General features: G+C 56.8%; 15 protein-coding genes. 11 read left to right on the forward strand and 4 right to left on the reverse strand.

Annotated features, from left to right (window positions below; all coding sequences use genetic code 11):
- The first annotated feature begins 12 nt into the window (after nt 1-12).
- The 9 genes from HEP89_RS20385 to HEP89_RS20425 all read left to right on the forward strand — a co-directional run bounded on the left by HEP89_RS20385 (nt 13) and on the right by HEP89_RS20425 (nt 7,136).
- Complete coding sequence (locus HEP89_RS20385) at nt 13-1,185, forward strand: isovaleryl-CoA dehydrogenase (protein ID WP_168692926.1); 1,173 nt, start codon at nt 13-15, stop codon at nt 1,183-1,185.
- A 21-nt stretch (nt 1,186-1,206) separates the two neighbouring features.
- Entirely contained in the window at nt 1,207-1,599 is a 393-nt protein-coding gene (locus tag HEP89_RS20390) for a cupin domain-containing protein (protein ID WP_168692927.1), read from the forward strand.
- Between the two features lie 70 nt (nt 1,600-1,669).
- Nucleotides 1,670-2,359, forward strand: a complete 690-nt coding sequence (locus HEP89_RS20395) for an SDR family oxidoreductase (RefSeq protein WP_168692928.1) — start codon at nt 1,670-1,672, stop codon at nt 2,357-2,359.
- 231 nt (nt 2,360-2,590) lie between these two features.
- Entirely contained in the window at nt 2,591-3,226 is a 636-nt protein-coding gene (locus tag HEP89_RS20400; RefSeq protein ID WP_168692929.1) for a TetR/AcrR family transcriptional regulator, read from the forward strand.
- The gene (locus tag HEP89_RS29920) at nt 3,223-4,185 is read left to right on the forward strand and encodes a VOC family protein (protein WP_286201063.1); all 963 of its coding nucleotides are present in this window, start codon (nt 3,223-3,225) and stop codon (nt 4,183-4,185) included. The genes HEP89_RS20400 and HEP89_RS29920 overlap by 4 nt, the downstream gene beginning before the upstream one ends.
- 172 nt (nt 4,186-4,357) lie before the next feature.
- Nucleotides 4,358-4,948, forward strand: coding sequence for a GNAT family N-acetyltransferase (locus HEP89_RS20410; protein ID WP_168692930.1), 591 nt, complete (start codon nt 4,358-4,360; stop codon nt 4,946-4,948).
- 13 nt (nt 4,949-4,961) lie between these two features.
- Nucleotides 4,962-5,366, forward strand: a complete 405-nt coding sequence (locus HEP89_RS20415; RefSeq protein WP_168692931.1) for an ACT domain-containing protein — start codon at nt 4,962-4,964, stop codon at nt 5,364-5,366.
- A 114-nt stretch (nt 5,367-5,480) separates the two neighbouring features.
- The gene (locus tag HEP89_RS20420) at nt 5,481-6,338 is read left to right on the forward strand and encodes an adenylate/guanylate cyclase domain-containing protein (protein ID WP_075282967.1); all 858 of its coding nucleotides are present in this window, start codon (nt 5,481-5,483) and stop codon (nt 6,336-6,338) included.
- 183 nt (nt 6,339-6,521) lie between these two features.
- Nucleotides 6,522-7,136, forward strand: a complete 615-nt coding sequence (locus tag HEP89_RS20425; protein WP_022998310.1) for an ATP-dependent Clp protease proteolytic subunit — start codon at nt 6,522-6,524, stop codon at nt 7,134-7,136.
- A gap of 67 nt (nt 7,137-7,203) precedes the next feature.
- Here HEP89_RS20425 and HEP89_RS20430 read toward each other — a convergent pair whose 3' ends face one another.
- From HEP89_RS20430 to HEP89_RS20440, 3 genes are all read right to left on the reverse strand, one after another.
- A complete protein-coding gene (locus tag HEP89_RS20430) occupies nt 7,204-7,608 on the reverse strand; it encodes a Clp protease ClpP (protein ID WP_062491596.1) in 405 nt (134 codons plus the stop codon).
- Between the two features lie 365 nt (nt 7,609-7,973).
- On the reverse strand, nt 7,974-8,969 hold the full coding sequence (locus HEP89_RS20435; protein WP_353622314.1) for a sensor domain-containing diguanylate cyclase: 996 nt from the start codon (nt 8,967-8,969) through the stop codon (nt 7,974-7,976).
- Between the two features lie 2 nt (nt 8,970-8,971).
- Nucleotides 8,972-9,517, reverse strand: coding sequence for a methanogen output domain 1-containing protein (locus HEP89_RS20440; protein WP_062488603.1), 546 nt, complete (start codon nt 9,515-9,517; stop codon nt 8,972-8,974).
- A gap of 310 nt (nt 9,518-9,827) precedes the next feature.
- Here HEP89_RS20440 and HEP89_RS20445 point away from each other — a divergent pair, with 310 nt between their 5' ends.
- Together HEP89_RS20445 and HEP89_RS20450 are read left to right on the forward strand one after the other, a co-directional pair.
- Nucleotides 9,828-10,625 carry a YdcF family protein gene (locus HEP89_RS20445; RefSeq protein ID WP_062488604.1) on the forward strand — a complete coding sequence of 266 codons (798 nt, stop codon included), beginning with the start codon at nt 9,828-9,830 and terminating at the stop codon, nt 10,623-10,625.
- Nucleotides 10,626-10,737: 112 nt separating this feature from the next.
- Nucleotides 10,738-11,985, forward strand: coding sequence for an adenylate/guanylate cyclase domain-containing protein (locus HEP89_RS20450; protein ID WP_062488605.1), 1,248 nt, complete (start codon nt 10,738-10,740; stop codon nt 11,983-11,985).
- Here the strand turns inward: HEP89_RS20450 and HEP89_RS20455 are convergent.
- A complete protein-coding gene (locus tag HEP89_RS20455; RefSeq protein WP_075282964.1) occupies nt 11,871-12,626 on the reverse strand; it encodes a DUF599 family protein in 756 nt (251 codons plus the stop codon). The genes HEP89_RS20450 and HEP89_RS20455 overlap by 115 nt on opposite strands.
- Between the last annotated feature and the right edge of the window lie 446 nt (nt 12,627-13,072).

A 13,072-nucleotide genomic window follows, 5' to 3' on the forward strand; every position in this document is an offset into this window, starting at 1 on the left:
GAGGTAATCAAGATGATCCGTAACGATTTTCCGGGTTTCAATTTCGATCTCGGCGAAACCGCCGACATGCTGCGCGACACCGTTCGGTCCTACAGTCAGGACCGGATTGCGCCACTGGCAGAAAAGATCGACCGCGAGGACTGGTTCCCGCGGGAGCTCTGGCCGGAAATGGGAGACCTTGGCCTTCACGGGATCACAGTGGAGGAAGAATGGGGCGGTTCGGGTCTGGGCTACCTGGAGCACTGCATTGCCATGGAAGAGGTCAGCCGGGCGTCCGCCTCCATCGGCCTCAGCTATGGCGCCCATTCAAACCTGTGTGTCAACCAGCTTCGCCGCTGGGGAAGTGACGACCAGAAGAAGCGCTATCTGAACAAGCTTGTGACCGGTGAACATCTGGGTGCGCTGGCCATGTCGGAGCCGGGCGCTGGCTCAGACGTCGTTTCCATGAAACTGAAGGCGGAAAAGAAGGGCGATCGGTACGTCCTCAACGGCTCCAAGATGTGGATCACCAACGGTCCTTCCGCCGATACGATGATCATCTATGCCAAGACCGATCCGGAAGCCGGGCCGAAGGGCATTACCGCATTTCTGGTCGAGAAGAGCTTCGCAGGTTTTTCCGTCGCGCAGAAACTCGACAAGCTCGGCATGCGCGGGTCCGAAACCGGTGAACTGGTGTTCCAGGATTGCGAAGTACCGGAAGAAAACGTCCTCGGCCAGGTTGGCAAGGGCGTCAACGTGTTGATGTCGGGTCTGGACTACGAGCGCGCCGTTCTGGCTGCAGGGGCCGTCGGCATCATGCAGGCAGCCATGGACGTGGTCATTCCCTATGTCCACGAGCGCGAGCAGTTCGGCCAGCCGATCGGCACGTTCCAGCTTGTTCAGGGCAAGGTTGCCGACATGTATGTGACCATGAACGCCACCAAGTCCTATGTCTATGCGGTTGCCAAGGCGTGCGACCGGGGCGAGACCACGCGCGAAGACGCCGCTGGTGCAATCCTCTACGCTGCCGAAAACGCAACCAAACTGGCACTTGATGCAATCCAGCTGCTTGGTGGCAATGGCTACATCAACGACTATCCGACCGGGCGTTTGCTGCGTGACGCCAAGCTGTACGAGATTGGTGCGGGAACTTCCGAAATTCGGCGAATGCTGATCGGTCGTGAGATCTTTAACAAGACGGCCTGATCACCGAACTCGGAGAATGGCATGAAACAGACCCGGCTTCCCGAAAAGCCCGACGCGCAATCTCCGGCGGGGGCCGATATCCGTTTCATCATGGATGGGCCGACAGGAAACATGATCCATTCGACTGTTCCTGTCGGCCAGACCAACCGCGCAACACGGCACAGGACCGTGCATGAGTTCTGGCATGTGCTTTCCGGCCATGGACAGATCTGGAGGTCCAACGATTCCAGCCAGGGCGTTGTCGACCTGGAAGCCGGTGTCTCCATCGATATCCCGGCTGGAACTGCTTTTCAGTACCGCAACACCGGTGAAAGCGTTCTGCAGTTCATCTGTATCTCCATGCCTCCCTGGCCAGGGGATGACGAAGCCGAATTTGTTGATGGGCCCTGGGAAGCGACGGTCGGCAGCACCTGAGACCAATCCTGCTAGCGAACCGATCCGGCTTTTTCTGCGTATCGCTGTCACGACAAAAGTGAGGCAGTGAATGACGTCAATTGCGGTAATCTTTGGGGCCAGCGGCGGAATTGGCTCAGCCATGAGAGACCACCTTGAAGCGGGCAGCGGCTACGACAAGGTTATCGCCCTTCATCGAACGTCGTCACCACCTCTCGACCTGCTCGACGAACGCATGATCCAGGCCTGTGCCGACTGGATAAGGGAGGAAGAGGGGGATGTTCGATTGCTGTTCGATGCCACCGGAGCTCTCACCTTGGGCAGTGCCCGTCCGGAAAAGAGCCTGCGCGAACTCGATCCTGAAATCCTTGCCCGTTCATATGCGATCAACGCCATTGGACCGGCACTGCTGATGAAACACTTTTTGCCGCTGCTCCCGAAAGAGGGAAGAAGTGTCTTTGCGACGCTTTCGGCCCGGGTCGGTTCGATCGGCGACAACGGTCTTGGCGGATGGTTTGCTTACCGGGCCGCGAAGGCTGGGCTCAATCAACTGGTCCGTACGGCGTCTATCGAGCTGGCACGCAAAAATCCCTCTGCTGTCTGTGTTGCGCTTCATCCCGGCACGGTGAAAACACCCTTGACCGAGAACTTTGCGAAAACCGGGCTCGACGTGCAGGAACCGGCTGTTGCAGCAGAGCGTCTTGTCGATGTGCTGACCAGTCTTAAGCCTGCCGACACCGGTGGATTTTTCGATCAAAACGGCAGGCCGATCCCCTGGTAAGGCATGGCCTGGGCTTAAATCCCGGTGTGTTGCGATCACCAAGCGTTCTTCGTCCGCTCAATTCAGGTGTTGGCAGGGAACCCTTTCGTTTTTCAATGCCTCAATTTCAGAAACCCCGCTCGCTCGCTCAAACGCGTTTGGCGCATCCTTGCTAGCCGGTGACAGGGAGTTGCAGCACGGTCGTAGAGCAAGTCGATTGACAACATACCAACTGGTTGGTATGAGTGGTTTATGACAGAGAAACCTCAAAAGACCAAACGGCCGGACGCGCGGATCAAGCTGCTGGATTCGGCACTGCGTGTGATCCGCATGAAGGGCTACACGGCCACCACCGTCGATGATCTGTGCCGGGAGGCGGGCGTGACCAAGGGGGCCTTCTTCCACCACTTTCGTTCGAAGGATGATCTGGCAGTAGCCGCTGCTGACTATTGGTCTGAAACGACCGGGGCTCTGTTCGAGAAGGCGGCGTATCACGAGCCCGAAGATCCGCTGGACCGGGTGCTCGGCTATCTCGATTTCCGCAAGGCGCTGGTGCAGGGCGACGTGACTGAATTCACCTGTCTGGTCGGGACCATGGTCCAGGAAGTCTATGACACGAACCCCTCCATCCGCGATGCCTGCAACCGCAGCATAACGGGGCACGCCGCAACGCTGGTTTCCGATATCGCAGAAGCAGCTGAAGCCCGGGGCGTTGAAATTCCAGGTGGTGCGGAAAGCCTGGCACTTCACACACAGGTCGTGATCCAGGGGGCATTCGTGCTGGCAAAGGCAGGCAATGCGCCGTCGATAGCAACTGACAGCATCGATCATCTGAAACGTTACGTCGAACTGTTGTTCGGCCGGTCTAGAAACGGGAGAGCGCTATGAGTGAAGTCGAAATTCGCAAGGAAGGTCTGACACTGGAACTCAGCCGCGTCATTGCCGCGCCGCGTGAGGCCGTCTGGCAATGCTGGACCAATCCTGAATTTTTGAAGCAGTGGTTTTGCCCGAAGCCCTGGTTCGTACCGAAGGCCGATATGGACGTCCGTCCGGGAGGGCGTTTCAATACAGTGATGGCCGGTCCGGATGGGGAGCTGTTCGAGAACGTCGGAATGTTTCTGGAAGTTGTCGACGGTGAGAAGCTAACGTTCACGGATGCCTATTCGGAAGGATATGTGCCGCGAGAAAACGCGTTCATGACCGGGTATGTGGAGCTGGCAGATGTACCGGGTGTTGGTACGCGCTTCACATGGGGGGCTCGCCACACTTCGGAAGCAGATAGGAACAAGCACCTGGAAATGGGTTTTGAGGAAGGCTGGAAGGCCGCTTCCACTCAGCTTGATGAGCTTGCTAGGTCGATTGCCATTGAGGGCTTGCAAACAACTCCTGCGTTTTCCGCCAAGGTACGCACTTGCCTGTTCTTCAGTGAAAAGGGCGAGGAAGCGGCCAAATACTACACGTCCCTGTTGCCGGATAGCGTGATGGGCTCGGTCTTCCGGCCGGATCCGAATGGACCTGTGCTTGTTGCCGAGTTCACCCTGGTGGGCTCACCTTTCATGATACTGAACGGCAACCCGGATATGCAGCCGAGTTATCTGACCTCGATTTCCATACTGACGGAAGATCAGGCAGAAACGGACCGGCTTTGGCAGGCGCTTCTTGCCGATGGCGGGGAAGAAGGGCAGTGCGGCTGGTTGAAAGACCGCTACGGTGTTCATTGGCAGATCGTGCCGAAGGCGTTGCCTCGGCTGATGCATGCAGGCAATCCGGAGCGTGCCGGCCGTGTCAGTGCTGCCCTGATGAAGATGAGAAAGATCGACATTGCCGGGTTGGAAGCCGCTGCCTGAATTGGAGCATTCACGCAGCTCGTTGTCTTGATTGCCCAACAAGGCTTGAGCGAAGAATGAGAATCCGAAACGCCGCCTGTTGAGCGGCGTTTTGCTTTTGTGGAACAGACACTTTCACCGGGATTGCCGTCCCCGTTCTTTCCGTGCAACTTTGCAATCCGGAGGAGTGGATATGACACATAACGATCCCGTCCACATTCAGATTGCAACCCCGGAGCGCTGGGCAGATCTGGTGGATCTGTTCGGACCGGAGAGGGGGGCGTCTGGCGGTTGCTGGTGCATGTGGCCGTTTTTGCGGGGCAGAGACTGGAAAGCGATGACCCGTGATGAACGGCGCGATGCATTCCAGCAGAAAGTGGACGCGGGTCCGGTGCCAGGGCTTCTGGCCTATCGCGGCGATCTCACCGTGGGATGGATCGCACTCGGTCCGCGCATGCAGTATCTGCGTTTTCAGCTTGGAAAAACCACCCAGCCGCTGCCGGATGACAGCGAACAAGCGCTGGCGGCCACATATGCCGTCACCTGTTTCTTTATCAGAAACGGACATCGCAAAACCGGGTTGATGTCCGTGTTGCTCAATGCAGGCATCGACCACGCCAAAGCGCAAGGAGCGCAGCAACTGGATGCCTGTCCAATGGAATCGGAAAAGCCCCTTCAATGGGGAGAAGGCTTCGTGGGTATAGCAGACGTCTTCCGTAGAGCCGGGTTTGTCGAAATCGCACGCAGAAGCCCGCGGCGGCCGCTGATGCGCAAACTTCTTTGAATGGATTATCCGAATGACCGGTGAAACCGAACTTGCCACATTGATCTCCCAGATGCGTCCGATGCTGGATCCGGAGCCTTATGTGTTCTGCACCTTCGCTTCGAAATCCATGACGGACCTGGTGGAATACGACCCGATCGGGCTTTTCGCGGAAACGGAAGGCCTGACAGCCATCCTGCCGGTGGAGCGTGCGCGCGAACTGGGTTTGGCCGAGGCCGAATGGTTTCGCCGGATAACCCTGACGGTGCATTCCTCACTTGAAGCCGTAGGTCTGACGGCGTCGATCTCGGCTGCATTGGCCGCTGAGGGGATTTCGGCAAATGTGGTCGCAGCCTATTTTCACGATCACGTTTTTGTGCCTGAAGAGCGCGCCGATGATGCCCTGGCAGCACTGCGCAAACTCGCCGGAGACATCTGACAGTGCTTTTCCGGGTTGGCCGAACTTCGGGCTGGGTGGCGAATTCGGTGGATTTTCCCTTGCAATTTCCGGTTTGCCTTCCCATTCCTAAGCGGGAGCAAGCGGGGTAAGAGCATGCAACGGGTCAAGCGGCGTCTGGCGGCAGTTATGTGCGCAGACGTTGCGCAATATTCCAAGCTCATGGAGCGGGATGAAGACGGAACGCTGGACCGGCTCAAGGCCTATCGGTTGGTGATGTCTGCGCTGACTGAGCGTCACAATGGACGTATCGTCAACACATGGGGTGATGCTGTCATCATCGAGTTCGCCTCGGTGATGGAGGCCGTTCAATGCGCCGTCGACATTCAGAACGAGCTTTCCGTTCGCAATGCGGACCTTCCGGACCTGAACAGGATGGAGTTTCGCATCGGTATCAATCTCGGCGACATCATGGTCGAGGGCGAGGATATCTACGGCGACGGTGTGAATGTTGCTGCCCGTTTGCAGGAAATCGCGCCGAGGGGTGGAATCATGCTCTCCCAATCGGTCTATGACCAGGTCAAGACCAAGATGGCGCTGGGCTTTGAGCCGCTAGGCCCTCAGCACGTCAAGAACGTTACCGATCCCGTTGAAACCTATTGCGTGCGTATTGGCGGTCGCAATGCGCCGGAGGAAAAACGTTCCGGGCAGGAGACGAACGGAACTGCAGAGCGACGCCAGACCGAAATTCCAAGACCGGAATGGGAACGAGACACCCAGGCGGTTGCCTCCGGGTTTGAACAGGCGCGCCGTTGGTTGAGAGCTCAGCCAAAGCGGGTGCGAAGCTGCGTTTTCATGATCGGCCTGTTTTTCGTGATCAACCTGCTGACTTCTGGCTTGTCCACATTGTGGTTCGTCTGGCCGTCCCTGCCTTTCGCAGCCATGCTGGTTTGGTATCTGCTTGTCGGGCGACAGGAAAAGCGCTTCGGCGAGACGACAGGACCGGGTGATTGAGAGAGGGCAATGTCACCTGTTGCCGATCTGATAACTCTTTTCACGCTAATCAGGGTCTGATGATTTGCGAGTGCAACTGACTTCGCTTACACATGGACCAACGCGGGGCGGCGAAACATTCCGTCAGCCCATCGAAAATGCCGGCCAGGCCGGCCCAACAGCAAAGGGAGCTTAATCCTGCGCATGAAAAACTATTCGACCACGGTGCCTGCACGCCTCGACGATGAAGACGAGGATAAGCCCAAGAGCCAGCCGTCGATCCAGGTCGACAAGCATCTGTTCGAAGCGCGCACAGTTCTGATCACCGGTCCGGTGACACAGGACATGGCCCGCGACGTGTGCGCCCGGCTTCTGGCGCTGGCGCAGGTTTCCAACGACCCGATCACGGTCATTGTTTCGTCTCCGGGCGGTCATGTCGAATCCGGTGACATGATTCACGACACCATCAAGTTCATTGCACCCGAGGTCCGTATCCTCGGCATGGGCTGGGTGGCCAGCGCCGGTGCGCTGATCTACGTGTCGGTTCCCAAGGACAAGCGTTTCTGCACGCCGAACACTCGCTTCCTGCTTCATCAACCGTCCGGTGGTGCCGGCGGCATGGCTACGGATATCGAGATCCAGGCCAAGGAAATCATCAAGATGCGCGATCGACTGAACAAGATCTTCGCGGCGGCGACAGGCCAGCCGATCGAACGGATCGAAAAAGACACCGATCGCGACTACTGGATGAGCCCGGAAGAGGGTATCGACTACGGTCTGGTCGGCAAGATCGTCACGAGCGTGGACGAACTGGGTTGATCCCGACTGACCTGACTGCAAACGTAGAAACGCCGGCAAATGCCGGCGTTTTTTCTATCCGAACCGATCAGAGGCAGATCGGTTCGGGTTCGACGGAATAGACCATTACCGGTGCAACCGGCTTGGGGTTGAGCACATGCGGCCGAAGTCGGGACATGAGCTCACGCAGGTGCTCTTCGTCTCCGGGGGCAGGGGCGCCGTCGAAGATGACTGCGACAAGGTGATCCACGAAGCGTTCGTAGATGTTGTTGCAGGTGCAGATCGGCGCCAGCAGTTCACAGACGGGCTTGCCGTCGTAAAATGGCGCTCCACCGGCAAGGAAGATCAGGAACTCGGTCAGATCGTCCGAGTGTTCGAATTCCGGCAGAAAGCTGGTCACGTCGAAACACGGGTCCTGTTCCAGTCTCGCTTTGAGGCGAGGCATTGCCCGCATGATCGCCGTGCGACCGCCTAGTTTCATATAGAGTGTCATCTGGCTAACCCTCATTGATCCTTCATTTCGATGTCGCCAAGATGACTCAGAAAGCGTGCCAGCCCTGTGACTCCGATCACGGATAAACCCTTTGTCAAAATCACCAGTGCCCGCTAATGGCGAATTGGTGCGGTGAAAACAGCCCCAAAGTCGCCGTTTTCAACGGTTTGAGCAGGAAGATGTCGGTAAAATGTGACAGGCGCGTTACAGGACCCGTAATCAGCGGTCAGTCAGGCCCCGCGGAGGCATCGGCGTCCACATTGTTAAAAATAGTGAGGCAACTAAGGAATGCGCGCGGTGGTCGGATCGGCGAAAAGCCTGACCAAATCGAAGCCTGTCAGCAATAACCAAAGTTCGGATCAATTTCAGAAATGCTGCGAATCGATGAGCCCTGACTTCCGGCATTCGCCGGATTTTCCGGTCTCGATGGCCGCTGCCGTGGGGACGGCCTCCCCGGCGATGAGGCGGGCTCTGCCGGTTTCCTTTGCCAAATAAAGATTTCTGTCAGCCCGTTCATAAAGCGAGGAAGGGGTGTCTTCTGACCTTTTTTCCGCCAGGCCCGCGCTTGCGGTATAGGCGTATCTCTTGCCGCGCGCGAACATTGGTGTCGCGTTCAACAGATCAAGCATGCGGCTGACGACAATCGTTGCTTGCTCCAGATTTGTTTCCGGCAGGATCAGCGCGAATTCTTCACCACCCACACGGCAAACGACATCCGTCTGGCGAAGATGTTCCAGACACCTTTGCGCAAAATGAACGAGGATTTCATCTCCAAGCTGGTGGCCATGGGCATCGTTGATCGACTTGAAATGGTCCAGGTCGATCAGGGAGATGCAGAAGTCGTGGTCATAGCGAGCAGATCGGTTGTATTCCTTGTCCAGTTCCTGGTCGAACCCGCGGCGGTTGGCGATACCGGTAAGCGGATCCGTGAGTGCCAGGTTTTCAAGTTCGGTCCGCTCCTGGCCGAAATGCAAGATCTTGTTGTTGAGCGACGAAATATCGGCATTGAGCGCGGCAAACTTGCTGGAAAGGTTCATGTTCTCGTCGAAGCGGACAAGAACGGCTCCATCAATTCCGGTGCCCGGCACAGACAATCTGTGGCCAAAGGCAACGCTTTCATATCCGGACAGAAGTTTCAGGCGCACCGGAACGGGAGTGGTTGAAGACCTGCACATCGACAGGTAGTCATCCACCTGCGCTGTATCCCTGACCTTGTCCGAAAGTTGTTCACCCACGCCAATTCCGGCAAGAGATTTGGCTGCCTTATTTGCGAGAACCACACGGCCATAATCGTCCAGCAGCAGAATAGGCTGGGGCATGGTCTGCACAAGGGCCGATATGATGGCAGTGGACCTGGGCACGGCTATCGAACCCTGTAGAATTCTTTGCCGTTGACGTCGTTCTCTACGGTCGGAGCCAGATGGACGACAACACGACAGTCAGTATCACCGCGGGCAATTGACCTGTCGATCTGGACCCTGGCGTAGCCATGGCAATCTGCAGCAATTCTTCCGAAGACGTTTGTCGTCATCATGCAGAGGGACGGGCGGTCCTTGACGCGATCTCCGAACGGGCAGCGGGCGTTCTTGAGGATCAAGACCTTGTCGTCTTCATATTCGACACTGAACTGGCCGCCGATCCGTCGTTTCAGGTCAGCCAGGACGTCTGCGAGCAAAGGCCTAGGGATCTGTTCAAGATGCAGGGCAGACTTGTAATCGGAATTGATCTTTTCACCGATGCGGTTGGCTACCAGTGCGATGAACCCCTCCGCCTCGTTCACTCCGACAATTTCCTGCAGTGCTCCGCTAAGCTCTCGAATGATCTGATTGAAGAAGTCGGTTGTCTCCAGAGGGATCTGAGCCTTGGTGATTTCCGGCTGCTGCTGGTCCACTTCAATCGGCAGGCTCATGATCGATCCTCCTAGGGTTGCAATCTAACGTTGGGTGAATTTTCTTTCGAATCAATTAAATCGTTGAAATAAAGAGACAATAATGATGCAACCTGGAGATTTGTGACAATGCGTGGGCGGACGTCTGTTTCTCGAATATTGTCGAAATTGTCGATCGGGAGAACGACTGGAAAATCCGGACCAAGACCGTGAAAACCATTTTGGCTCAAAGCTGTCAGGATGTGTGCTCACTTCAGCTTCAAGTCTCAATATTGTCGGTTTCACCGTATCTTTGTCACGCATCGGGCCCGCAACGATTCGGATTTTTCAGATGTATGTTTACCTATCCAAGATCGGCGGATTTCTGATCCTGCCATCCAATTTTCTCGTTGTTCTGATGGCTTTGGGATTGGTGCTCAGCCTTACGTCAAAGTGGCGGCGCAGTGGACGGTTTCTGACTTTTGCCGGTTTTCTTGGATTGGTGGTTTGCGCTTTCTCACCGGCAGCCAACTGGTTGATTGTGCCCCTCGAGGACCGTTTTCAGCGTCCCGGCACTTTGGAGAATTATGACGGGATCATCGTTCTGGGTGGTGCCGTGGACACGGTGGTGACCGGCGTGCGGGGCGACACCGCCCTGACAATGTCCGCCGAGCGCATCACCATCACTGCGCGGCTGGCCAAAGCGCTGCCGGAGGCGAAGATCATCCACACCGGTGGGCAGGGCATGATCGTGTCGGACCAGGCAACAGAAGCCGAAGGGGCTGCGCGACTGTTTCGAGATTTCGGCATCTCTGCCGATCGCGTCATTCTGGAAGACAAGTCCCAGAACACCTGGCAAAACGCAGTCTACGCAAAGGATATTGTGCAACCACAGCCCGGACAGCAGTGGCTTCTTGTCACTTCGGCCTATCACATGCCGCGCGCCATGGGAGTGTTTGAAAAGGCCGGTTGGACCGGGGTGACGGCATATCCGGTCGACTATCGTACGCGTGGACCGCAGGACAAGTCGCTCGGCTTCGACGGTGCTTCAAAAGGCCTGCGGCGCTTTGATATCGCCTACCGGGAATGGGTTGGTCTGGCTGTCTACTGGATGCTTGGCAGGAGCACGGAATTCTTCCCTGGTCCATGAATTTGCAAAACCCTTTCGACTGTCAGCGACTTTTGAAATCGAACCTCTTTTACTGTGCGGAGCGTGTTCCCATATACTGGGCTCAATCAGGGATTTGAAAGGACGTGGGCTGATGGTCCTCGAAGCGCCGATCGTTGCGGCAGACGTCGTACAATGGCTCTACAGCGATGCGCCCCAATTGAAGGGGACGCTGGAAATCGTCACTGAGATGGCGAAACGTCTGCGCGCCGGAAAAGTTCCGGTCGATCGTGTCACCACAGGGATCTGGGTGGTGCATCCGAACGTGCGCGCGGAAAGCTCGATCTGGGTCAACGGCCAGGCACCGGAATTGCGTCTTCACACTGCGGAGAACAAATCGCAGGACGAGTACCAGAAAAGTCCGATCAAGCGTGTGCATGAAACGCAGAAGGCCGTTCGAGTGGAAATCGGCAAGAAGCCGGCTGTCGCCGACGAATTTCCGATTACCGCAGAGCTGCGCCAGGAAGGCTATACCGACTATATCGCTTTGCCCATGCGGTTCTCCGACGGCTCGGTGAAGGTTGCGAGTTTCGCCACCAAGACACCTGGCGGGTTTTCAGGGTCGCATATCGGCGTTTTTGAATCGCTGATCCAGCCGCTTGCCCTCGTGTGTGAATTAAAAACACTGCGTCGCACCGCAGAAACCGTTCTGGACACCTATGTCGGCCCGCGGGCAGGATCGAAGGTTCTGGACGGCACCACGCGGCGTGGAGAAGGCGAGTGGATCAAGGCGGTTGTCAGCTTCGCCGACATCCGTGGGTTCACGCGTCTTTCCAACACACTTCCGGCGGACAAGATCGTATTGTTTCTGAACAAGTATTTCGGAGCGATGACAGCAGCTGTCGAAGCCCACGGTGGCGAGGTGCTGAAGTTCATTGGCGATGAAGTGATGGCGATCTTTCCGTATGAAACCGAAGAGGAAGCCAGGGACGCCTCGGTGCGTGCGCTGATGGCAGCACGTGAAACGCTGACGCGGATCGAGGCGATCAACACGGCCCGAACCTGTTCGGTCACACCTGACCTGAGCGTTGGAATTGCCCTTCACGCGGGCGATGTCTTCTACGGCAATGTCGGCAGTGAAACGCGGCTGGACTTCACGGTCGTCGGCCCAGTGGTCAATCTTGCGGCCCGTATTGCAGAGCTAGCAAAGGATCTGCAGCGCCAGCTTCTGGTCTCGGATGCCCTGGCCGATATCATGGGGTGCCGGTCGGGCCTTTTTGGCCGCTATCAGGTGAAGGGGTTTGATGAACCCGTATCGGTGTATTCGCCGGATTTGTCCGCGGATCCCAAGTTCGGATATTGCCCCAAGAGCACGGCGGCTCTGGCCTTGGAAACGAACTGACGACGTAGCAGGACCAGGAGAACGGCGAGGGTGGTTGCGGCAAATACATAAGGCCCGGCGAACCACCCAAGGAAGCCGATCGAAAAGAACAGCGCTCGCTGGCCGCGATTGAAATGGCGGCCTGCGAGAACGCCCAGCTCCCCCGCCTGCGCAGCCATTTTCGCGATCACTTCGTCAGGTGCCTGACCTTGTTGCGGGACTGCGCCCATGACGATGCTGGCATAATTGAAGAGCCGGTATGCCCAGCCGAATTTGAAAAATCCATAGGCAAAGATCAGCATCAGGGCGAGCACCTTGATTTCCCAGAGCGCGCGGCTGTCGGCCACCGGGATGGACAGGTCACCGGCGACCTGAACGATGCGTTCCGTTGCATCCAGCAGCGCAAAGCCGCCGCCGATCGCCAGTAGGGACGTTGACGCGAAGAACGCAGTGCCTTGTTGCAGACCGGACATGATAGACGTGTCCATGATGCGGACTTCCCGCAGGCTCATGGCACGCATCCAGCCGCGTCTGTAGGTTTCCATAGCGCTGGACAATGTCTTTTTACGCAGCGGACTGACATCGATCAGCAAATTGAAACCGAGCCAGGCAAACAGAAACCAGGCGGCTGCTGCCAGGTCCATATTCGAGAGCGCGTGCATCCTGATCCCTTTTGATTCTCCGGTGGCCGAATCCGGCCATGGTCTGTCTTACCAGACTTTTTCCTGGTCCCTAACAGGCAGCACCGAGAGGACTAAGTGGCTGAATTTTCTGATGCGAAACGAGGAATGCAAAAATGCGGGATCAGCTGCTCTTTTTTTGCGCTTGCGAAATGGTAATGGATCGTTTACCTCCTCGCCTCAATGGCGCCATATTTGAGGTCGGTGGGACCCGGCGCCGCACAACAATATGTAGGGTTTTTATGGACGAAAACGTGCAGAAATCTTGTTGGAGCGTCACTCTCTGGACTGTCGCTGCAGTGGGCCTAGCATTGACGATGGTACTTCTGTTCAACGATGTTGAAAGTGCACAACAAGCCGTCGCCGCCGCCAAATAAGCCAGCGGGACGCAAGGAAAACAAAGGCGCAGCGTGAGGCTGCGCCTTTTG

The organism is Labrenzia sp. 5N, assembly GCF_012395805.1.
GTDB classification, from domain to species: Bacteria; Pseudomonadota; Alphaproteobacteria; order Rhizobiales; family Stappiaceae; genus Roseibium; species Roseibium algicola.

Bases quoted from the DNA above. Each gene is read 5' to 3' on its own strand.
- HEP89_RS20415 (WP_168692931.1), top strand. From the start codon at position 4,962: ATGACCGGTGAAACCGAACTTGCCACATTGATCTCCCAGATGCGTCCG.
- HEP89_RS20425 (WP_022998310.1), top strand. From the start codon at position 6,522: ATGAAAAACTATTCGACCACGGTGCCTGCACGCCTCGACGATGAAGAC.
- HEP89_RS20455 (WP_075282964.1), bottom strand. From the start codon at position 12,626: ATGCACGCGCTCTCGAATATGGACCTGGCAGCAGCCGCCTGGTTTCTG.
- HEP89_RS20400 (WP_168692929.1), top strand. From the start codon at position 2,591: ATGACAGAGAAACCTCAAAAGACCAAACGGCCGGACGCGCGGATCAAG.
- HEP89_RS20445 (WP_062488604.1), top strand. From the start codon at position 9,828: ATGTATGTTTACCTATCCAAGATCGGCGGATTTCTGATCCTGCCATCC.
- HEP89_RS20410 (WP_168692930.1), top strand. From the start codon at position 4,358: ATGACACATAACGATCCCGTCCACATTCAGATTGCAACCCCGGAGCGC.
- HEP89_RS20395 (WP_168692928.1), top strand. From the start codon at position 1,670: ATGACGTCAATTGCGGTAATCTTTGGGGCCAGCGGCGGAATTGGCTCA.
- HEP89_RS20420 (WP_075282967.1), top strand. From the start codon at position 5,481: ATGCAACGGGTCAAGCGGCGTCTGGCGGCAGTTATGTGCGCAGACGTT.
- HEP89_RS20440 (WP_062488603.1), bottom strand. From the start codon at position 9,517: ATGAGCCTGCCGATTGAAGTGGACCAGCAGCAGCCGGAAATCACCAAG.
- HEP89_RS20390 (WP_168692927.1), top strand. From the start codon at position 1,207: ATGAAACAGACCCGGCTTCCCGAAAAGCCCGACGCGCAATCTCCGGCG.
- HEP89_RS20430 (WP_062491596.1), bottom strand. From the start codon at position 7,608: ATGACACTCTATATGAAACTAGGCGGTCGCACGGCGATCATGCGGGCA.
- HEP89_RS20450 (WP_062488605.1), top strand. From the start codon at position 10,738: ATGGTCCTCGAAGCGCCGATCGTTGCGGCAGACGTCGTACAATGGCTC.
- HEP89_RS29920 (WP_286201063.1), top strand. From the start codon at position 3,223: ATGAGTGAAGTCGAAATTCGCAAGGAAGGTCTGACACTGGAACTCAGC.
- HEP89_RS20385 (WP_168692926.1), top strand. From the start codon at position 13: ATGATCCGTAACGATTTTCCGGGTTTCAATTTCGATCTCGGCGAAACC.